This is a genomic window from Phnomibacter ginsenosidimutans (assembly GCF_009740285.1).
Lineage (GTDB): Bacteria > Bacteroidota > Bacteroidia > Chitinophagales > Chitinophagaceae > Phnomibacter > Phnomibacter ginsenosidimutans.
On sequence record NZ_CP046566.1, the window covers coordinates 4,111,237 to 4,131,599 of the forward strand.

Genomic DNA, 20,363 nt, shown 5'->3' on the forward strand with positions numbered 1-20,363 from the left:
AAGCGTCTATAAATTATTCGAATACAATCCACGCAAAAGAAATGATGCGTGGAACCAGAGCAGTATTCGACTATGCTGTTTGCGAAAACTGTGGCAGCTTGCAATTACTGGATGAACCGGCCGATATGTCGGCATACTATTGCCAAGGCTACTACAGTACCAATCATGCAGTAGAGGGGTTATTTCAGCCGGCATGGAAGGCATGGCTTAAACAATACAGAGATGCCTATTGGATAACAGGAAAAGGTTGGTTGGGCAAACATATTCACCAACGCATGCCGAACAAATCCATTGAACTGGCAAACCTGCGGCACTTAGAACTCACTTCCTCAACACGCATTTTAGATGTTGGTTGTGGCACAGGTACCATTCCCTATGTATTGTACAATGCGGGGTTCAAACAAATCACCGGCCTCGAACCATTCATTCAGGAAGATATTCACTACGCCAATGGCTTGACCATAAAAAAGGGTTGGTTGACTAATTATAGAGAGGAGCCTTTCGATCTCATCATGTTCAATCATTCATTCGAACATTTGTCATCACCACACGAATACCTGGATGCTGCTTACAACCTCCTAAAACCAAATGGGCAGTTGCTCATTCGGATACCTACTGTTTCTTCTTTCACCTTTCAACAATATCAGGAAAACTGGGTGCAATTGGATGCACCTCGTCATGCCATGCTGTATTCCAGAAAGGGTATCGAGCTGCTGGCAAAAGCACATCAATTCGACCTGCAAGTAATGATTGATGAAGGCACTTCTTTTCAATTCATCGGCAGCGAACAATACCAGATGGACATTCCGCTACATGGCGACAAACGCAGCTGGTTTGAAGGAAATACAGAGCTCTTTACGCCAGTCCAAATCCGTCAGTTTGAAGAGCAGGCAAATGAACTGAATAGAACTGGGAATAGCGATTCTATTGCTGTCACACTCCAAAAGCGATAACCCCCTGAAAGCCTCGGTCATCATACCCACCTACAACTATGCCGAATACATTGGCCGTGCCATTGATTCGGTACTGGCGCAGCAATATCCGGCGGTAGAAATCATTGTGGTAGACGATGGAAGCACCGATGATACAACAGCAGTAGTGGCAGCGTTGCAACAGCAGCTACCGATGCTCCATTACCATGCGCAGCCCAACAGCGGCAAAGCGGTGGCTACGCAGCAGGGCATTGCACTCGCCACCGGCGATTTCATTTGCACCCTCGATGCCGACGATTGGTTGCTCCCCGGCAAGCTGGCCGCTACAGCAGCCGTGTTGCAGCAATACCCTTCCGTGGTACACGTGGCCAGCCCGGCACAAATTCAGTGGCAGGAGGGCAGGCAGCCGGTAACAGAACCCATCCCCACTGCATTACTCGGGCAGCCCCTCAAGGGCAGCGATGTATTGCAATATTTCTTTCAGCGCAACATGCTGTTTGGCGGCGGCTCTACGTTTGCCATGCGTACGGCGGCAGCCAAACAAATCCAATGGCAGCCCGCCATCGATATGTACACCGATGAATGGCTGGTGATAGCCGCCCTGCTGGCCGGCGATACTTATTTCCTGCCCGAGCCATACAGTGTGTGGTGGGTACACCAGCGCAATTACTCGGGCAGCGGGGGAGAAGCCCTGCTGCACAAACAACACCGCCTGCGCCAATCCAGTCAGGCAGTATTACAACAGTTAGCCAACAGTCATGCACCAGCATGGCTGCAAAATGCCTACCAGCTCAAACACGATACCCGTGAGCTGGCCTGGCAGGAAACTGCACACAGCAAAACCTTATCCGGCACCTGGGCCTACACCCGCCGCCACCTGCTCAGTGGCCGCCATCGCCTCAGCACCCTATGGCACTACCACGCCTTCCACCGCCTGCTGAAATGGTAGCTTTTTTGTCATGCTCTGCGAAGCGAAGCATCTCATCATTCGAAGCCGTCATGCTGAGGAACGAAGCTGCAAGCCCTGACCGCAGCGGAGGAGGCATCTTATCTACACAAGCGTATCCTCATTCATGAGATCCCTCCTTCGTCGGGATGACGAAGAGTACCCAATAACAAGACTTTTCACTTGCCGTCCTTACTCATCATTACCCCCAACTATGCCCCGTTGATATGCGGCGTAGGGCACCACAGCCAAGTGCTGGCCGGCAGGTTGCGCCAACGGGGTTGGACAGTAAGCATCCTCACCAAAAGAACGCATGGCTGGTGTTTACTGCAAGAAGGCGCAGCAGAGCAACCCATGGGTAAGCAGCTGCAAAAAGCCATTCTGCAAAGCTTGCCACACACATCTGCCAATACCAAACTGCTCTGGCAATATGCCCCCAACGGATTCAGCAACAAAGGCATGCCCGTTTTCCTGATAGCCCTTATGCTTCGCCTACGGCTACAGGGCATTCGTCAATACATCTTTTTCCACGAAATAGCCATGCGTACCCTTGGCTATGGGAGTCGGCAAATGCTCTTTTCGATGGTACAAAAATGGCTGGCCAACAAGATGAATGTTTTGGCCAAAGCTTCCGCCACCAGCATTGCTTTGTATCAACAATATTGCTGGTTGTACAAACCCATCATTATACCGGCTGGCAGCAATTTCCAACTGCCGAAGCAGCCACCAGCTCCGATAGTAAGTGAGGGTTTGCGTTGCTGCTGTTTTACCAACCGTTGCAGCCATGCCCTGTTGCAAGCCTTTGCACAATGGCTGGTTGACAACCCGGCGCATCAGCTCATCCTCATAGGGCAGGCAAATCCGGCGCAAACAGCACAAATACAACAGTGGTTGTCTGAACTTAAACTGCAGTCATCGGTACAATGTCTGGGAGCATTGCCCGCAACCGATATGATGGACCAATTACTGCTAAGTGATATCGTACTGCAATGGCAGCCCCGAACAGCCAACGGGCAGGGTGGGGTATCGGCCAAAAACGGCACCATCGCTGCCGCCATGCAGGCCGGCAAGCCCATCATCACCATTGCTGGTGATATGACCGAAGCCACTTACTTCAGGCACGGGCAAACCTGCTGGCTACTACAGGAAGATACACCGCAAGCCTGGCTGGATGCTGTGCAAGAACTCGGCGGCAATGCCACCCTCCGCCAGCAACTCGGCCACGCCGCCCAAGCCTGCTATCAGCAATACATGAGCGATACAGTATTGACAAACCAATTCGAAAAACTCTTGAACAATGAGCTAATGAGCCAATGTGCTAATGAGCTAATGAGCTAATGAATACACATTTGTCCGAAAGAATTGGAGGTTGATTTTACGGAGAAGTTCGGATGTTCATAGATTCTTCTCTACTACCATCCAACATCCAGTTCAATTGGACGCGGATTTGTAGGATAAAGCCGGATGTACATAGCTAAAACAAAATTTCTCCGTGACCTCTGATAGCTCTCCCGCCTGCTGCGGGACAAGTTGTGCGAAAGCAAACATTTGCCGAAAGCAAATAAAAACCTCCGTGCTCTCCGTGACTCTGTGCGAAACAAAAACCCATTTGCCGTAGGCAAATACCTCCACAGCTCCATTTTCAAATTTTCAAATTAGCATATTAGCTAATTAACTCATCAGCACATTACCCTCCGAGTCCTCTGTGAGCCCTGTGCGAAACACACCCATTAGCACATTTCCAAATTAGCTAATTATCACATTGAACATCGTTCTCTACTCCCCCCGTTTCTATCCCCTCCTCGGTGGTCTCGAAAGAGTGACCATGGCCTGGGCTACCTATTGGCAGCAACAGGGGCATACGGTCACGGTCATCACCCACACCCCCAACCCGCAGCCCGACAACTGCACTTACCGCATCCTGCGCCAACCATCACTTTGGCAACAATGGCAGGCCATGCGCCGGGCCGACGTCGTACTCATGCTCAATATTTCCCTGAAAGGCTTGCCACTGGTTTGGCTGGCGGGCAAACCACTCTTCATCAGCCACCATACCCTGCTTACAGACGGCGACTATGCCCGGCAATGGCGGCAGCAACTCAAACGGTTCATCTGCAACCGTTTTGCCCGGCTCAACATTTGCTGCAGCCACTACGTAGCCCGCAGCCTGCGCCGCACGGTGGTGGTGCACAGCCCTTATGACGCCAATCTGTTTCAACCCGGCAGCGGCGATAGAAATCCCGGCAGCATCTTGTTTGTGGGCCGCCTCGTGAGCGACAAGGGCATCCACACCCTGCTGGAAGCCGCTGCCCGCTTGCAACAACAGGGGCTGCCATTTCAGCTCAGCATTGCCGGCGATGGTCCGCTTTGCGAAGAATTGCAGGCCTTTAGCAACACTCAACAACTTACCCAAATACAGTGGTTGGGCGCAATAGACCAACCCCGGCTGGTACGGCACATGCAACTGCACCAGCTGGTGGTTGTACCCTCATTGGTAGAACCCTTTGGTACGGTGGTACCCGAAGCATTGGCCTGTGGCTGTACCGTTATTTGCAGCAACAGCGGTGGCCTGCCCGAAGCAGCCGGTGGATGGGCCACAATGGTACCGGCCGGAGATGCAGCAGCCCTGACGTCGGCCATCCAGGCAGCATTACTATCACCAAATAAGCCAGCTGCAACTGCGGCAATCGCTGCACATTTGCAGGGCCTTACCGTTCCCGCATCGGCCGATGCCTTACTCAGAGCCATTCAACAACATTTGTAACACATGCGCCTGCTACCCAAGCATACCAACAACGAAATGAGGTGGTACCTCATCCTGTTTTTGCTGGCCGCATTGGGTGGGGCGGTACGCAAATGGGGCACCAGCAGCGGGGCCGTTTCCAATGTGATCCTGGGTCTGCAAATGATTGTACCCTTTTTGATGGTGTATTTCCGCAGTCCCAACTGCTACACCCCATTCAGTCAGCACAAAATATTGCTGTTCTATTTTTTCTATATGGCCTTCCACGTCATTCACCCCCTGCAGCTCACGTTTATGCACGGTGTGTTTGGCATCTTGGTACATGGTGGTTTTTGGCTGGGCATCTTTTACTATTTCTCCAACCGGCACCTCTTCGATCCCCGGCAATACATGAACCTCTTCCTCATCATTGCCATCATCGAAGTCATATTGGCCTTTGTTCAATACCAACTCCCTCCTAATCACTTTCTGAACAAGTATGCCAGCGATTTAATAGAAGTAGCCACCGTGGGTGATCGGGTACGGGTAACTGGCACTTTCAGCTTCCTCAGTGGCTATACTGCCTACACCATGTTTTTCGGTTTGATGATTTGGGCCATGATACGGATGCGCCTGCCCCAGTGGATGATTTTTACCGCCATACCGGCCGGCCTCATTGCTACTTTCATGACTGGTTCCAGAAGTGGCTTGGTGATTTACTTTTTGTTTGTTGGGGGCATTTTGTTTACTGAATATCCGGCAGGAAAAATATTCTCCTTGCTAGGAAGGTTGGTCATTCCATCCATGATTTTTCTGGCAGTTATTTTGTTATACAAGAAAATCCCCATTTTCGAGCAGGCAGAATTGGCATACAACAATTTTATGGGGAGAGTAGAAGCCAACCAACGCTCTGGCGAACAAACTGCCCGACTCTTAACAGACTATTGGTATTTGACCAATGGGCGATTTAAATACCCGATTACTGGTGTTGGTCTTGGAGGAACTTACCAGGGAGCCACACAACTCTTTGGAACTAGCAGATACGTACAAGAGTTTGGCTATGTAGAAACAGAATTCAGCAGAGTGCTGTTGGAAGGAGGCTGGTTAGTCATTTTTTTTAAGTTAATATTAGGCCTCATAATGGCTATCAATCTATCCTTTGGCGGTTTTATGCGCTGGGCGGTCTGGTTCGTCGTCGCTTTTGGACAGCCCATTGTCTACAACCCGCACAATGCTGCTTTTTTATTGCTCGGCATTATCCTCGTCGACAATATCATTTGGCGGCAAAAAATAGAACGCAAACACCAATGGGAGCAATACCAGATAGCACGGCAAGAAGCAGCTGAAACAACAGCTGCTGATGCCCAACCCGCACCCATCGCCATAGGCACAACCTCCTGATCTCGTGACAACACCTGCCGTTTTACTCACCCATCCGGGTACACAATACAGCCACGCACTGGCCGTTCAACTGCACCGCCATGGCCTCCTCTACCGCTTTGCCACCGGCATTGCATTTGGCAGGGAATATGGTTGGCTGCCCAAAGCCCTACAAACCCGCGTACTGCCCACCGTACCTGATGCCTTGCTACACCGCCAGTGGCGCACCGAATACCAAAGCCTGCGCCAAATGCGCAAAGGCGGCGATGCAGAAAGCATCCTCCACCAACGCAACCAACGCTTTCAACAGCAACTGCCCGATGACCTGCTGCAAACAGCCAACTGCATTATTGGCTTTGATACCAGCTCCTGGATATTGGCACAACGGGCAGCGCAGTGGCAAAAAACCTTTGTGCTTGATGCCAGCATCGCCCATCCCCGCCTCAAAGAATCCATCTATGCCCAACTGCGGGAGCAATACCCGCAATGGCAGCAGCAACTCACCCCTAAAAGCGAAGCCCTCCTGCAACTCGAACAAGCCGAAATGCAACAGGCCACCCACATTGTAGCGGCTACGTCTTTTACCAAAAACAGCTACATCGCCCAAGGCATTCCTGCCGATAAAATCAGCATCAATCCATACGGCGTACATCTCACTTACTTCCAGAGCAAATGGGATCAACCGGTAGCTGAAAAACAGAAACTCATTTTTGCCTTTCTCGGCAGCATCAATGCCCGCAAAGGCATCCCCTGGTTGCTGAAAATATGGCCCGCCATTCATGCCCAATACCCGCAGGCAGAACTGCAGCTGGCCGGCTATGGGCAATGGCCGGCACAACTCCCCCTGCCCAAGGGCGTGGTACTCAAAGGCCCCATTCATCCCGCTGACCGGCTCGCTTTTTTACAGCAGGCCGATGTATTTGTGTTCCCCAGTTTTTTTGAAGGCTTTGCGCAAACCATCATCGAAGCCATGGCCTGTGGACTGCCTGTCATTACCACCACGCATACCGTGGGGCCCGAAGTGATAGAAAATTACCAGCACGGATTTGTGCTCACGCCCGGCGATGATGCCGCCCTCACCCAGGCCATGCTTCATTTTCTGGAGCAGCCCGACAGAATCCGCCCCATGGGCGAAGCGGCTCGCCGGCAGGTATTGCCCTACAGCTGGGAGGCCTATGGCGATCGCTGGGCACAGATCATTCACCAACTGCTGCAGTCTTCATAAACATGCTACCGTTCATTTTCATCCATACCCATCCCATCCAATACTTTGCGCCGCTCTACCAATACCTGAGCAGCAGGGGCATGGCCTTGCAGGTGTGGTACTGCGCCGATGGCAGCCGCCCCGATGGCTACGATGCCGAATTCGGGCAGGCAGTGCAATGGGACATTCCGCTACTCGAAGGATACGCTTATCGCATGTTTCCCAATAAAGCCAGCGCTGCACAGCAGGCCGACAAAGGCTTTTCCGCCTTTCACAACCCCGCCATGCTGCAAGCCCTGCAGCAAGAACCCCCAAGCATCGTAGTGGTGCATGGCTGGAACTACCGCACTTATGTACAGCTCTTGCAACAGGCCAAACGATATGGCCATCAGCTGGCTTTCAGGGGAGAAACCAATGCCGCCATGGAAATGGCCCGCCCCCGCTGGCAACAACTGCTGCGCAAATACACCTTACGTTACCTGCTGCGCCATGTTGATTATTTCCTCTACATCGGCCAGCAAAGCAAACAGTTCTATACCCGGCTGGGCATACCGCAGCAGCAACTCCATTGTACGCCCTATGCCGTCGACAATCAACGGTTTCAACAGGCGGCACAGCAGCTGCAGCAATCTGTAGTACGTGAGCAACTCCGATTGCCCGCCGACGCCAGTATTTTTTTGTGCTCGGGTAAATACATCGATAAAAAAGACCGATGGATGTGCTCCGTGCTTTTGCACAGCTGCGGCAGCCGCTGTCACATTTACTGATGATGGGCGAAGGCGCCTTACGCCCACAAATGGAAGCATTCATTCAGGCCGAAAACATCGCCCACTTGGTTACACTCACGGGCTTCATCAATCAACAGGACGTAGCCCAATACTACGCCGCTGCAGATGCATTTATCATGAGCAGCGACTACGGCGAAACCTGGGGTCTCAGTGTCAACGAAGCCATGAACTTCGGCTTGCCCCTCATCCTCAGTCATCGGGTGGGCTGTGCCCCCGACCTGCTGCTGTCCGGCCAAAACGGTTGGCAATATACTTGTGCTGATGTTGATGCCTTGCAGCAATGCATGCAAGCATTCCTCCATACCGATGCCGGTACCCGTGCCGCCATGCAGGTACAATCGCTCCGGCGCATCAACCAATACAGTTTCGCCGTCATCGAAGCCACCCTGCGCCAGCTGGCGGCAGACAGCCAATAGCTCGTAGCCTTTCTACAGCTTTTCTCGAAGGCCCCTCTTCACTGGCCTTCATTTCCCAACTTATTTATAGTAGTTAATCAGTACTTACATTTTCTATCTATCACAATCATAGATCTTTCAAAACCAGTAGTTTCTCTGCGTATGAAAACGAAATGCGGCAATCCGGCAGAAGACTCCCTGCAACCTATTTGCATCTATGCAGCCCTCCGGAAATGCTGTATCCCATCAGCTGGCAAATGATAAAGCAGCTACACAGAGGGAGGCGTAGGCCTGGCCATCCCGATAGCTATCGGGGGCCCGGAGGGATCGGGTTGGCCTTGTCCCGATAGCTATCGGGATTTTTTGGTACTTTTTTGCATCAAGGCAAAAAGTACAAGGCAAGCAGTATGCGCCATTTACTACAAGTGAAAAGCAATACAAAGCAATGCCCGCAACCCACCATACATCAAGGCAAAAAAGTACAACGCCGCCGCCTTGGTTCGTGCCCTCACGAACCAATATCCTCCAAACGCCTGTCATCCTATTCCCTTTCTTCCCCCAACCATCAACTACACACCACCAACCACCAACTATAACCGCCGCCTTGGTTCCAATCCTCACGAACCTATTTCCTAATCACACCAACGAAGCATCCCCACACAAGAAATCCTGCCATATGGCAGGATTTCTTGTGTGTCGTAAAGCAATTAAATTCACATAAACGGACACAGCCAAAACTCGGCGTCATCCATAAACTCACTTGGCTTTCAACAACCCCTCCAATCGCTGCATCATCGATTCCTTCTCCTGCAACATGCGTTCATACAACGCAATCTTCTCTTCGTGCAATTGAATCAACTGCTCAATAGGGTTAACATTAAACGTTGGTGTATTACCAGTATTTAAAAAGGAGCCCTGATTGAACGTGTTCGAAATAATATTCACCGCTTTTTCTTCGTCAAAACTTTTAATCGCTTCCACCGGCACTTTCAAAAAAGCAGCAACATCCACCAGTATCTTTTCATCAATCTGTTCCCGTTGTTCCAACGAAGAAACTGCCTGCTGGCTCAGCCCGAGTGAACTGGCCAATACATCCTGTTTAATACCCAGCATCTCTCGGAAACGCTTCACATTGCGGCCTTGGTGTATGGTCTTTTCCATACCTCAAATATAATCAGCAGCGGCACTATCCCAAAGCACTATTCTCCACACCAAGACTGTTGGTTTCGGCTGGTAAAATACATACGCTTTCTTGTATCATACAAGGCATATTGGTTCGGTACCGCACAGGCACACTGTTGCTTTACCGCTAAATACCACACCATGACCTACCCAAAATCAATAAACACCCCTTCGCCACAAACTACACAAGCCGTTCCAACAGCAGCACCACAAAACAACTCCCAAGAATCCAATGTTCTCTATTGGCTGAAAACACAGCAACCAGCATTCTACAACCTCTTCTACGAATGGAACAGTATTGAATCAATGCAAATAGGGCTTTGGCATTGGTTCCGGGCTGCTATCGACAACAGCCACAAGCCATGGCAATACAACCCATCACACCTGCTCTACCTCCACAATCACCTCCAACAATTGTTGCACATTGCCCATCAGTACTGGCAACAGTTTGGCCAGCAAATACCGCCTGCCACACACAACCATGATGCTGAGCACTGGCTGGCTAATGCAGAAACTATCTGTAAGCAATTCGACGGTAAAATCGTTTTCCTGAGCAAGGACGAAACCCGGGAACCAATGCGGTTCTTCCACCGCCTTTTCCAAACCCGGCCGCTGGAAAAATGGAAAGAATTGCTCAGCAACTGGCTCGCATATGGCCTCAGCAGCAACAGCTTACTCAACAGCGAAGCAGCAGCAGAAATGGCCGCCGACCATGAATTGCTTCGGGGCCTTTGCGAAGCAGGATGGCTGCTCTGGCAGCAAACACAGCAACAAAGCAAGGGCTGCACTGTAACGCAAACCGAAACAACTCACACTGACCTTCCTGCAGCCTCCCTGCACAATTACGCCCGGCAGGATGATGACCTACAGGCACTCATCCACATGATTGTGGCCTCTATGCCGGTAGATTATATTTTTTTACTCGGAAAATTTCCCCTGCAACCCGAAGCCTTGGGCTACGAATATGACCTGTTAGTACTCACCACCCCAACACAACAACGTCCCGCACATGAACTGGAAAGCCTCATCCAAAACAGAAGCGAAGAGCTATCACCCGTAGCCGCAACCGTTATGCAAACAGCACAGGTAGCCCAATGGCTCCAAAAAGGCAACTGGTACCTGCATCACTGCTGCGCTATCCACAAGCTTTGCTACAACAATACCGGCAATCGTCTGCCATACCAGCCCAATCCCGTGCCGCCCAACCACAACCTCATGCAACAACAATTTGACAACTTCCTGAGCAAATCAACAGGCTTTCTTACTGCAGCCACTGCGCAAATTGAACAACAAGAATGGGCACTGGCAGCCTTTATGCTGCATCAATGCCTCGAAGCTGGCCTCAATGCCCTCATAACGCCCTTCTTACAACAACGCATCAAAACACATAGTCTGCACAAACTCATCACCCTGGCCCGACACCTCATGCCCGGGCTATCCAACATGTTTCCCCGGTATACAGCCGCAGATGTCCAACAATTTCAGTTGCTGCAAAAAGCTTATATCCACGCCCGTTACAAAAACAACTTCAACATCACCGAACAGCAATGCCGCAACCTCTGGCTGCAACTACATGGCCTGCTTCACCAACTACCCACTGCCTTTTCAATCGCCTTACAAACACATCTCCCGAATACTACACATCCGCACCATCAGTCAGCTTAAATTGTCCTCCCTCTCTTCACATTCCACCATCATCTATTACACCATGTCACTCCAACACCTCGATGCACCAGAACAATTTCCGGCACTGGCCATGGCTGCCATTTGCCATGCCTACACCGCTGCAGAAGCCCGCAGCATCCTGCAACAATGGATGATTACTGCCCTCATAGACGAAGCGGCAACAGTTGACACTTATGACAGCAAACGGCAGCTGGCCGACTTTTGCGAAGACCTGCAACAACTGCTCGAAGCCATTCGGCTGTTGCAGCAACAAACCAATCGCCGGCAAAAACAGCTCTTGGCGGCTATGCCACTTCAAGCACGCCAGTGGCACAAAACCGCACAACAATCTATGCGGCTCAACCATTCCGAAAAACAACAACCCTTACAGCTCCTGCAACAGTTTGCAAGGCAATGGCCACAACCATACGTACACAGCACCTTGCTCAATATCCTCGATAGCGCCCTGCACCAGCCACGGCTTCAACAACACGACAATATCCTCTTTTACCGCATTCTCCTCGCAGCTACCCGTATCGCTCAGCTGCATTGCAATGAAAATGCCGATTCCCTTATTCAATAATCCGCCGCCTTGGTTCCTACCCTCACAAACCAATGTATTCGCCCTTCTAACGGCTCATCAAAAAAAAGCCATGCCGCATCCCGGCAGAAGACTCCCCGCAACCACCTCGAATTTATCCAACCAGCCAGCAAATAAGGTATCCCACCAGCCAACATTCAATAATACCGCCACACAGAGGGAGGCGCAGGCACGCCTACCCGGCCGGAGGCATTCGGGGTAGGCTTGATCTTTTTTGGTACTTTTTTGCATCAAGGCAAAAAAGTACAAGGCAAGCGTATACGCCATTTACAATAATTGAAGTAGGCCGCCCAAAAACCCGCCGCCTTAGTTCCTGACCTCCACGAATCAATTTCCCGCCAGCTACTAACATCCAACTTCAGTCATCTATCATCTAAATCTCTGCCTTGGTTCCTGCCCTCACGAACCAATTCCATCGCCCTTCTAACGGCTCATCAAAAAAAAGCCATGCCGCATTCCGGCAGAAGACTCCCCGCAACCACCTCGAATTTATGCAACCCGCCAGCAAATAAGGTATCCCACCAGCCAACATTCAATAATACCGCCACACAGAGGGAGACGCAGGCACGCCTACCCGGCCGGAGGCATTCGGGGTAGGCTTGATCTTTTTTGGTACTTTTTTGCATCAAGGCAAAAAAGTACAAGGCAAGCAGTATGCGCCATTCAATACCAGTGAAGCGGGCAGCCAAACAATCACTTTTTCCTTTCCGCCGCCTTGGTTCGTGCCCTCACAAAAAAAATTTCCCATGCAGCAACCATCAACTACAAACCACCAACCACAAACCTTCATCCCCTTGGTTCCTTCCCTTACGCACCAATTTTCCTCCAAACGCCTGTTATCCCATTCCCTTTCTTCCCACAACCATCAACTACACACCACCAACCACCAACTATAACCACCAACCCCCTGCCTTCCCCCTGGATACTCCCTACATACGCCCTACATAATGCATGGGGAGTAGCACTTATCCACATTCGCCAGCACCATTCCTGCTGCCTTGGTTCCTGCCTCCAGGAACCAATATCCCGCCAACTACTAACATCCAGCATCAGTCATCTATCATCTAATCCCTTGGCTCCTGCCCTCACAAACCAATTCCATCGCCCTTTTAAACAGCTCATCAAAAAAACGACATGCAACAAACCGGCAGAAGACTCCCTGCAACCTATTTGCATCTATGCAGCCCTCCAGAAATGCTGTATCCCATCAGCTGGCAAATGATAAAGCAGCTACACAGAGGGAGGCGTAGGCCCGGCAAAACAGCGGAGCAATTGTTTTGCCTTGATCTTTTTTGGTACTTTTTTGCATCAAGGCAAAAAGTACAAGGCTAGCAGTATGCGCCATTTACTATCATTGAAGCAGGCGGCTTAAACACACACCGAGCCCGAGCAAAAAACGCCATGCTGCCTCTATGAGGTAAAAAAAATGCAATGCCTTCGCATCTTAGCATTCTGCCGCCATGGTTCGTGCCCTCACGAACCAATTTAGTGCATCATTCTTTCCACTATCTGCCGGAAACATTCTTCCAATGAAATCGTAATATCCCATCCGGGATAATGGCTGCGGATTTTCCGCAGGTCGCTGTAATAGCAAATATGATCCCCTTCGCGGTGCTGCTCCAGGTAGCGGTAGCGCATGGGCTTACCCGTAATATTCGCCACCAAATCAAAAGCTTCCAGAATGCTGCAGGTATTGGCCTTGCCACCACCCAGGTTGTATACTTCACCGCTGCGGGGGGCAGCAATAAATGCTTCTATAAAAGCTGCCACATCGGCGCTGTGAATATTATCCCGTACCTGCTTCCCCTTATACCCGTTAATCTGGTATTCGCGGCCTTCCACATTGCACCGCACCAAAAAACTGAGGAAGCCATGCAGCTCCACCCCGCTGTGGTTGGGCCCCGTGAGGCAGCCACCCCGCAGGCACACCGTAGGCATACCAAAATAGCGGCCATACTCTTGCACCAGCACATCGGCAGCTACTTTGCCAGCGCCAAACAAAGAGTGTTTGCATTGGTCGATCGACAAACTTTCCGGAATGCCATGAGCAAAAGCTGCATCGGCATAATCCCAACGGGTGTCGGTTTCTACCAGTGCAATATCATTGGGCCGGTCGCCATACACTTTGTTGGTGCTCATGTGTACGAAAGGCGCCTCGGGCACATGGCGGCGGGCCGCTTCCAACAGGTTGAGCGTCCCTACGGCATTGGTATCAAAATCGTCGAAAGGAATTTGTGCCGCTTTGTCGTGGCTGGGCTGTGCCGCAGCATGCACAATGGCATCGGGCTGTATAGAAGCCACCAGCGCACCAAGGGCATCGCGGTGGCGGATGTCAATCTCGTGATGGGTAAAGCCCGGCAGCGTTTGCTGCAAGCGTTGCTGGTTCCAGCGGGTATCGCCTGCCGTGCCAAAAAACACTGCCCGCTGATTGTTGTCAATACCATGTACTGCCCAACCTTTCTTGCCAAACCATTCGCATACTTCCGAACCTATCAATCCGGATGAGCCTGTAACCAGTATCTTTTTCAAACCAGGGATTTTTGACCTGCGGGCAAGATAAATCAATTGACTGCAACACCAGTATTTCAACACGCCGTCATTAACTATCCATTGGGGCGTGGGGCAAAATGTCGCACCTTCACCGCAGCGTGATTGACTAACATAGCACCGAATTTGACCCATGTGCCGCATTGCCGGAATCATTGATTTTACACAACCAGAAAATTGCCACCGCATCACCGCCATGCGGGATAGCATGTTGCATGGCGGCCCCGATGATGCGGGTATTTTCCATGCCCCTGCTGTGCCCCTCAGTTTTGGTGTTCGCCGGCTATCGCTGCTCGACCTTAGCCTGCAGGGTCACCAGCCCATGCAAACCGCCGATGGCCGCTACCACATTGCTTTCAATGGTGAGCTGTACAACTTTGCCGACATCCGTCGGGAACTACAGCAAGCCGGCCACCTTTTTCATTCGGGTACCGATACCGAAGTGGCCCTCAAAGCTTATGTGCAATGGGGGCTCGATTGCTTCCAGCGCTTCAATGGCATGTTTGCCCTTGCCGTGTACGACCAAACGGCCAACACCCTCACGTTGGCCAGAGACCACGCCGGCATGAAGCCCCTTTATTATTATGTCAACGCCCAACAACGGCAGTGTTATTTCGGCTCAGAAGTACGCAGCTTTCATCAGGTAAGGCCCGGCTGGCCCGAAGACGAACACTGGCGCATCCGCTTTTTGGCCTATGGCCACATGCCCGAGCCCCACACCACTCTCAAAGACGTGTACAGCCTGCCCAAGGGCCATTACATGCACATACAGCTGGATAGTTTTCAGCAGCTTACACAGGCCTGGTACCAGCCGTATAACGGACCTGCATTGCTGCACGGAGCTGCTGCCAATGATGCCTTGCACCAAAGTGTAGAAGCCGCCGTAAAAGACCACATGATAGCCGATGCTCCCATTGGGGTGTTTTTGAGTGGCGGCATCGATAGCTCCATCATTACCACCATGGCCGCAAGGCACCATACCCAGCCCATTGTTACGCTGAGTCTCGATTTTGAAGACGCGAAATACTCAGAAAAAGAATACCAGCAAATCATAGCCCGCCAATGCGGTACCACACACCATGCATTTACCATTGGCGAAGCCCAGTTTCAAGAGCAGCTTCCCGATATTTTGATGGCCCTCGACCAACCCAGCAACGATGGTATCAATGCCTATTTCATTTGCAAATATGCCCGGCAGATTGGGTTGAAAGCCGTGCTCAGCGGCATTGGCGGCGATGAACTATTTGGCGGTTATCCCTCTTTTAAAAGGCAACGTTGGGTAAAACCCTTGCAAACACTGGGCCCACTCTTAGGGCTCGGCAACTGGTCGGCCAAAGACTGGATCAAACGCTTCTCGTATTTACGCCATACATCCGATGCGGCGCAATACCTCTTTCACCGGGGATACTTCAACAGCAGCCAGATAAGCATGCTCACCGGCAGTAGCCTGCAGCAGGTAAACGACGTGTTGCAATTGCAAGCACCTGCTACCATGTTACGCCACAACAACCCCGCACAGGTGAGCAGCATGGAGCAACATTTTTACCTGCAAAACCAACTGCTCCGCGATACTGATGTCATGAGCATGTGGCACAGTGTAGAAGTCCGCATTCCATTTCTCGATAAGCGGGTGTTGCAAGTGTGTGAGCAAACAGACAACCGTACCCGGTTCAACACCGGGCAACCCAAGCAATGGCTGATACAAACCTTTGCCAACGACCTGCCCGAAGCCATTTGGAACCGCAAAAAAATGGGCTTCGCTTTTCCGTTTGGGAAATGGATGCAGCCGCTGAGTGTTCGGGGTGCCGTACATCCCGAGCTGCCGCATTTTGAAAAGCAATTCGAAAACGGACACATGCAGTGGAGCCGTTACTGGGCCTACCTGCTCAGCACCGGCATGCCCATTCAGATAGGCAAACCCAAACGGCGCATGTTGTTTGCCAGCCTGCGTACATTTTCTGCCATGGGGGGCATTGAAAAATTCAACCGGGCCTATGCCCTTGCCCTGCAGCACAATGCCCTGCAACACAACTGGCAGGTGGCGCATACCTCGCTGTACGATGCACAACCCGATGCCCGTTATTTTCCGGCGCAGGCGTTTATGGGTTTCCGGCAGCATAAATGGAAGTTCGTTTGGTTTTTCCTCCGGCAGCACCGCCACTTCGATACGCACATATTGGGGCACATCAACCTCAGCATTTGTTTTGCCCTTACCAGCAGGTTCAGCAAGGCGCAGCGCATCATGCTTACCCATGGTATTGAAGTATGGAAAGCCCCATCGCGGCTGCAAAAATTAGCATTGTACAGTTGCAATGCCATCTGGACGGTCAGCAATTTTAGCCGCCGGCAGTTGCAGCACATCAACGGGCCCAAACTACCAGTGGTGCAGTTGTTTCACAACACCCTCGATCCTTTTTTGAAGAAGCCACAGCACAACTCGAATTTGGTTCCCTGCCGGCCCCGTTTCCGCCGGGTTACCTGCTCACCATTGCCCGCCTGGCCGATACCGAAGCCTACAAAGGCTACGATAAAGTAATTGCTGCGCTGCCCCGGTTGTTGCAGCAATTTCCCCACATCCACTATGTATTGGGCGGCTCGGGAAGTGATAAAGAACTGCAACGCATCCGCCAGCTTATACAAGCATTGGGTGTAACCAACCACGTTACCCTCACCGGCTTTATACCCGACGAAGACCTACCTGCCTATTACCAGCATGCAGCCGCATTTGTAATGCCCAGCCGCAAAGAAGGGTTCGGCATTGTGTTTGTAGAAGCAGCCTGGTGCGGTACCCAAATAATCGCCGGCAATGCCGATGGTTCTCCGGAAGCCTTGTTGCACGGCGAGTTGGGCAAGTTGGTCAATCCGCAGGATGAAGCGGCTATCGCCGACGCCATGGCAGCGGTACTGGCCAACCCGCCCCTTACTACCGATGATTATGCTACACGGCGTTTGCTGGTACAAAAGCATTTCTCATTTGCACAATTCAAACAAAATCAGGCACAATTACTGCAACAGAATGTTCACCAACCGACCTGAGTATCGTTGAAAAGACGTACTTCGTGGCCTTAACATTCACCGCCGTTTATACCCCCCGTTGAGCATGCATTACCTGCATATCATTCCATACTATTTACCCGACGTGGCTTTTGGTGGCCCTGTATTTTCTGCTTCCGGCTTGTGCGAATCACTGGTGAAAGCAGGCAACAAAGTGTCGGTGTACACCGTAGGGTATCAATCCAACGAACAATACCCGCAACAGCAAACCATCAATGGCGTTACGGTGACGTATTTCAAAGGTGATGCCGGCAAGCCCTGCCAGGTATCACGTCAGTTGTGGCAGGCTTTAGACCAAACCTGCACCCGCTTTGATGTGGTACACCTGCACACCTGGTGGAATGTGCTCATTTTTCGCTCCATTCAAATACTCAACCGGCAGCAGGTGCCATTTGTGGTGTCGCCCAGAGGCATGATGAGTGATTATAGTTTCACCCACCGCAAAACCTTTGTGAAACGCAATTTTCAAAAATGGTTGGGGGTAAAACTGCTCCGTAAGGCAGGCTTACACGCCACCAGCCAGGCCGAAGCGGCCGATATGGCCATCCGCAGCAAACGGGCAGAAAGAGACATCCACATCATGCCCAACCTGCTCAACCTGAAAGCGGTAGCCAACTACCAACCCGCTGCAGCTGGTTTTTCCATCGGCTTTTTGTCGAGGCTACACCACAAAAAAGGCATTGAAGAACTATTGCGAGCCGTAGCCATTACACCTCATATTACCGAACTGGTGATTGGCGGCCGTGGCGACGACACCCTGTACGAGCAACGCCTGCAACAATTGATTGCCGACCTGGGCATAGCCGAAAAAGTACGGTTTGTGGGCTGGGTAAGCGACGAAGAAAAGCCGGCTTTCTTTCGGCAGTTTCAGGTGTTTGTACTGCCCTCCTTCAACGAAAATTTTGCCAACGTAGTAGCCGAAGCCTGGGCCAATGGCAAACCCACCATTGTAAGTACCGGCGTAGGCATCAGCCACTATGTAGCCGAATATGGGCTGGGTTGGATATGCGAAGCCAACCCCCAAAGCATTAGCCAGGCACTGCACCGGGCATGGGAGCAGCAACCGCTGTGGGCACAAATGGGCAGCGCAGCCATCGACCTTGTAAATGCCCAGTTTACCGACGACCGCATACTGGCCCAATACATTGGCATGTATGAAAAAATACTGGCCACAGGCAAAAACACGGCTCCGGCGGCCGGTAGCGCTGATGTGTATGTGCTGGGCATCAATGCCCACCATGCCGACGCCTCCGCCGCCGTACTAAAAAACGGGGAGCTGATAGCCGCTATTGAAGAAGAACGCATTCGCCGCATCAAACACTGGGCAGGCTTTCCTACAGAAGCCATTCGGTTTTGCCTGAGCGAAGCGGGCATTGGCTTCGACCAGTTGTCAGCCATCGCCATCAGCCGCGACCCTCGGGCCAAGTGGCTGAAAAAAGCCCGGTTTATGATGGCACACCCCGAAGCCGTGAGCTTTGCGGTAAGAGGCCGCCTCAACAATGCCGATGCCATGGCCAGCACCGAAGCCAGCCTCAACCAAATGGCCACCGCCATGGGGCATGGCAAAGTGGGGCACAAAATTTACCAGATAGAACACCACCGCAGCCACCTGGCCAGCGCCTTTTATGCTTCGGGGCTTCCAAAAGCAGCCCTGCTGAGTGTAGATGGCTCCGGCGATTTTAGCACCACCATGATGGGCGTGGGCAACGGGCAGGACATTGAAGTATTACACTCCATCGACTTTCCGCATTCGATGGGCATTTTCTATACCGCATTTACCCAGCTGCTGGGCTTTCCGCACTATGGCGATGAGTACAAAGTGATGGGCCTGGCACCTTATGGCCAACCCGAATACTTTGATGACCTGAAAGCCGTAGTCAACTGGCACGATGATGGCACTTTTAGCCTCAACGAACAGTGGTTTCGGCGGCCCGAAAAAGGGTATGTCAGCTACGACGAACAACACCGGCCAGTGGTACCAGAGCTATACAGCACCGCCCTGGCCGACAAGTTTGGCCCCGTAAGAAAAGCCAGTGAACCGCTGAGGCAAGAGCACAAAAACATGGCTGCGTCAGTACAGAAAATGCTGGAAGAAACCCTTTTTCACATGCTACGGCACCTGCACCGCAAAACCGGCCTCAGCAGCCTTTGCCTGGCGGGTGGAGTAGCGCAAAACTCGGTTGCCAACGGAAAAATCACCCGCAACACGCCTTTTACCAAAGTATACGTGCCCTCTGCCGGCCACGATGCCGGCCTGTCGATGGGGGCCGCCATGTATGTAAGCCACCAACTACTGCAGCTGCCCCGCACCGCCGGACAGTTTCATGCCTATACCGGTAGTAGCTATAGCAACGAGGCTATTAAAAACTTCTTGGAAAAAAGAATGGTGCAACATACATTTATACAAGACAAACAGGAGTTGTATCGCACTGTAGCCAGTGCAATAGCCTCCGGTGCCGTGGTGGGATGGTTTCAGGGTGCCAGCGAATTTGGCCCCCGGGCCTTGGGCAACCGCTCAATTTTAGCAGACCCCAGAAGAGCCGATGCCAAAGAACTGCTCAACCACAAAATAAAAAGGAGAGAAAGCTTCCGGCCTTTCGCCCCTTCTGTGCTGGAAGAATATGCCAGTCAGTATTTCGAATTTTGCGAAGACACCCCTTTTATGGAAAAGGTGTTTCCCATTAAGCCGGAGATGCAAAACCAGATTCCCGCCGTAACACACGTAGATGGAAGTGGCAGGTTACAAACAGTATGTAGAAAATATAATGCGCCTTATTACGACCTGATTGATACTTTCAGGCAACTAACAGGCGTTCCTGTTTTGCTCAACACTTCCTTCAACGAAAACGAACCAATTGTAAATACCCCGGAGGAAGCCCTGGAGTGTTTTGAGCGAACCAACATGGATATGTTGGTATTGGAACAGTACCTAATTCGCCGTTAAGGC

Annotated in this window: 17 protein-coding genes; 13 read left to right on the plus strand and 4 right to left on the minus strand. The window is 51.6% G+C overall.

What is annotated here, in order from left to right:
• The first annotated feature begins 41 nt into the window (after positions 1 to 41).
• The 8 genes from GLV81_RS17805 (at position 42) to GLV81_RS17840 (ending at position 8,388) form a co-directional block, all read left to right on the plus strand.
• Positions 42 to 953: a class I SAM-dependent methyltransferase gene (locus tag GLV81_RS17805; protein ID WP_197428734.1), complete on the plus strand. Its 912-nt coding sequence runs from the start codon at positions 42 to 44 to the stop codon at positions 951 to 953.
• Positions 928 to 1,881 carry a glycosyltransferase family 2 protein gene (locus GLV81_RS17810; RefSeq protein WP_197428735.1) on the plus strand — a complete coding sequence of 318 codons (954 nt, stop codon included), beginning with the start codon at positions 928 to 930 and terminating at the stop codon, positions 1,879 to 1,881. Before GLV81_RS17805 ends, GLV81_RS17810 begins: the two co-directional genes overlap by 26 nt.
• A 180-nt stretch (positions 1,882 to 2,061) precedes the next feature.
• On the plus strand, positions 2,062 to 3,216 hold the full coding sequence (locus GLV81_RS17815) for a glycosyltransferase family 4 protein (RefSeq protein ID WP_157480205.1): 1,155 nt from the start codon (positions 2,062 to 2,064) through the stop codon (positions 3,214 to 3,216).
• Positions 3,217 to 3,640: 424 nt separating this feature from the next.
• The gene (locus GLV81_RS17820; protein ID WP_157480207.1) at positions 3,641 to 4,642 is read left to right on the plus strand and encodes a glycosyltransferase family 4 protein; all 1,002 of its coding nucleotides are present in this window, start codon (positions 3,641 to 3,643) and stop codon (positions 4,640 to 4,642) included.
• 3 nt (positions 4,643 to 4,645) lie between these two features.
• Positions 4,646 to 6,001 carry a hypothetical protein gene (locus GLV81_RS17825; protein WP_157480209.1) on the plus strand — a complete coding sequence of 452 codons (1,356 nt, stop codon included), beginning with the start codon at positions 4,646 to 4,648 and terminating at the stop codon, positions 5,999 to 6,001.
• A gap of 4 nt (positions 6,002 to 6,005) precedes the next feature.
• Entirely contained in the window at positions 6,006 to 7,205 is a 1,200-nt protein-coding gene (locus GLV81_RS17830) for a glycosyltransferase family 4 protein (protein ID WP_157480211.1), read from the plus strand.
• A gap of 2 nt (positions 7,206 to 7,207) precedes the next feature.
• Positions 7,208 to 7,951, plus strand: coding sequence for a glycosyltransferase (locus GLV81_RS17835; RefSeq protein ID WP_157480213.1), 744 nt, complete (start codon positions 7,208 to 7,210; stop codon positions 7,949 to 7,951).
• Positions 7,897 to 8,388: a glycosyltransferase family 4 protein gene (locus GLV81_RS17840; RefSeq protein ID WP_157480215.1), complete on the plus strand. Its 492-nt coding sequence runs from the start codon at positions 7,897 to 7,899 to the stop codon at positions 8,386 to 8,388. Before GLV81_RS17835 ends, GLV81_RS17840 begins: the two co-directional genes overlap by 55 nt.
• A gap of 735 nt (positions 8,389 to 9,123) precedes the next feature.
• On the opposite strand, the gene GLV81_RS17845 is transcribed toward GLV81_RS17840, so the two are convergent.
• Entirely contained in the window at positions 9,124 to 9,528 is a 405-nt protein-coding gene (locus GLV81_RS17845; RefSeq protein ID WP_157480216.1) for a helix-turn-helix domain-containing protein, read from the minus strand.
• Positions 9,529 to 9,690: 162 nt separating this feature from the next.
• Between GLV81_RS17845 and GLV81_RS17850 the strand changes: the two genes are divergently transcribed.
• Together GLV81_RS17850 and GLV81_RS17855 are read left to right on the plus strand one after the other, a co-directional pair.
• Positions 9,691 to 11,214, plus strand: coding sequence for a HEPN domain-containing protein (locus GLV81_RS17850; protein ID WP_157480218.1), 1,524 nt, complete (start codon positions 9,691 to 9,693; stop codon positions 11,212 to 11,214).
• Positions 11,215 to 11,257: 43 nt separating this feature from the next.
• The gene (locus GLV81_RS17855) at positions 11,258 to 11,797 is read left to right on the plus strand and encodes a hypothetical protein (protein ID WP_157480220.1); all 540 of its coding nucleotides are present in this window, start codon (positions 11,258 to 11,260) and stop codon (positions 11,795 to 11,797) included.
• Positions 11,798 to 11,854: 57 nt separating this feature from the next.
• On the opposite strand, the gene GLV81_RS17860 is transcribed toward GLV81_RS17855, so the two are convergent.
• The 3 genes from GLV81_RS17860 to GLV81_RS17870 all read right to left on the minus strand — a co-directional run bounded on the left by GLV81_RS17860 (position 11,855) and on the right by GLV81_RS17870 (position 14,344).
• Entirely contained in the window at positions 11,855 to 12,082 is a 228-nt protein-coding gene (locus GLV81_RS17860; protein WP_157480222.1) for a hypothetical protein, read from the minus strand.
• A gap of 167 nt (positions 12,083 to 12,249) precedes the next feature.
• The gene (locus GLV81_RS17865; protein WP_157480224.1) at positions 12,250 to 12,504 is read right to left on the minus strand and encodes a hypothetical protein; all 255 of its coding nucleotides are present in this window, start codon (positions 12,502 to 12,504) and stop codon (positions 12,250 to 12,252) included.
• Between the two features lie 796 nt (positions 12,505 to 13,300).
• Entirely contained in the window at positions 13,301 to 14,344 is a 1,044-nt protein-coding gene (locus GLV81_RS17870) for an NAD-dependent epimerase/dehydratase family protein (protein ID WP_157480226.1), read from the minus strand.
• Between the two features lie 151 nt (positions 14,345 to 14,495).
• Between GLV81_RS17870 and asnB the strand changes: the two genes are divergently transcribed.
• The 3 genes from asnB (at position 14,496) to GLV81_RS17885 (ending at position 20,360) form a co-directional block, all read left to right on the plus strand.
• The gene (gene asnB / locus GLV81_RS17875; protein WP_157480228.1) at positions 14,496 to 16,898 is read left to right on the plus strand and encodes an asparagine synthase (glutamine-hydrolyzing); all 2,403 of its coding nucleotides are present in this window, start codon (positions 14,496 to 14,498) and stop codon (positions 16,896 to 16,898) included.
• Entirely contained in the window at positions 16,898 to 17,398 is a 501-nt protein-coding gene (locus GLV81_RS17880) for a glycosyltransferase (protein WP_246186400.1), read from the plus strand. Before asnB ends, GLV81_RS17880 begins: the two co-directional genes overlap by 1 nt.
• 64 nt (positions 17,399 to 17,462) lie before the next feature.
• Complete coding sequence (locus GLV81_RS17885) at positions 17,463 to 20,360, plus strand: carbamoyltransferase C-terminal domain-containing protein (RefSeq protein WP_157480231.1); 2,898 nt, start codon at positions 17,463 to 17,465, stop codon at positions 20,358 to 20,360.
• Positions 20,361 to 20,363: the final 3 nt, after the last annotated feature.

Bases quoted from the DNA above. Each gene is read 5' to 3' on its own strand.
- GLV81_RS17805 (WP_197428734.1), top strand. From the start codon at position 42: ATGATGCGTGGAACCAGAGCAGTATTCGACTATGCTGTTTGCGAAAAC.
- GLV81_RS17825 (WP_157480209.1), top strand. From the start codon at position 4,646: ATGCGCCTGCTACCCAAGCATACCAACAACGAAATGAGGTGGTACCTC.
- GLV81_RS17835 (WP_157480213.1), top strand. From the start codon at position 7,208: ATGCTACCGTTCATTTTCATCCATACCCATCCCATCCAATACTTTGCG.
- GLV81_RS17840 (WP_157480215.1), top strand. From the start codon at position 7,897: ATGGATGTGCTCCGTGCTTTTGCACAGCTGCGGCAGCCGCTGTCACAT.
- GLV81_RS17845 (WP_157480216.1), bottom strand. From the start codon at position 9,528: ATGGAAAAGACCATACACCAAGGCCGCAATGTGAAGCGTTTCCGAGAG.
- GLV81_RS17850 (WP_157480218.1), top strand. From the start codon at position 9,691: ATGACCTACCCAAAATCAATAAACACCCCTTCGCCACAAACTACACAA.
- GLV81_RS17855 (WP_157480220.1), top strand. From the start codon at position 11,258: ATGTCACTCCAACACCTCGATGCACCAGAACAATTTCCGGCACTGGCC.
- GLV81_RS17860 (WP_157480222.1), bottom strand. From the start codon at position 12,082: ATGGCGTATACGCTTGCCTTGTACTTTTTTGCCTTGATGCAAAAAAGT.
- asnB (WP_157480228.1), top strand. From the start codon at position 14,496: ATGTGCCGCATTGCCGGAATCATTGATTTTACACAACCAGAAAATTGC.
- GLV81_RS17885 (WP_157480231.1), top strand. From the start codon at position 17,463: ATGCATTACCTGCATATCATTCCATACTATTTACCCGACGTGGCTTTT.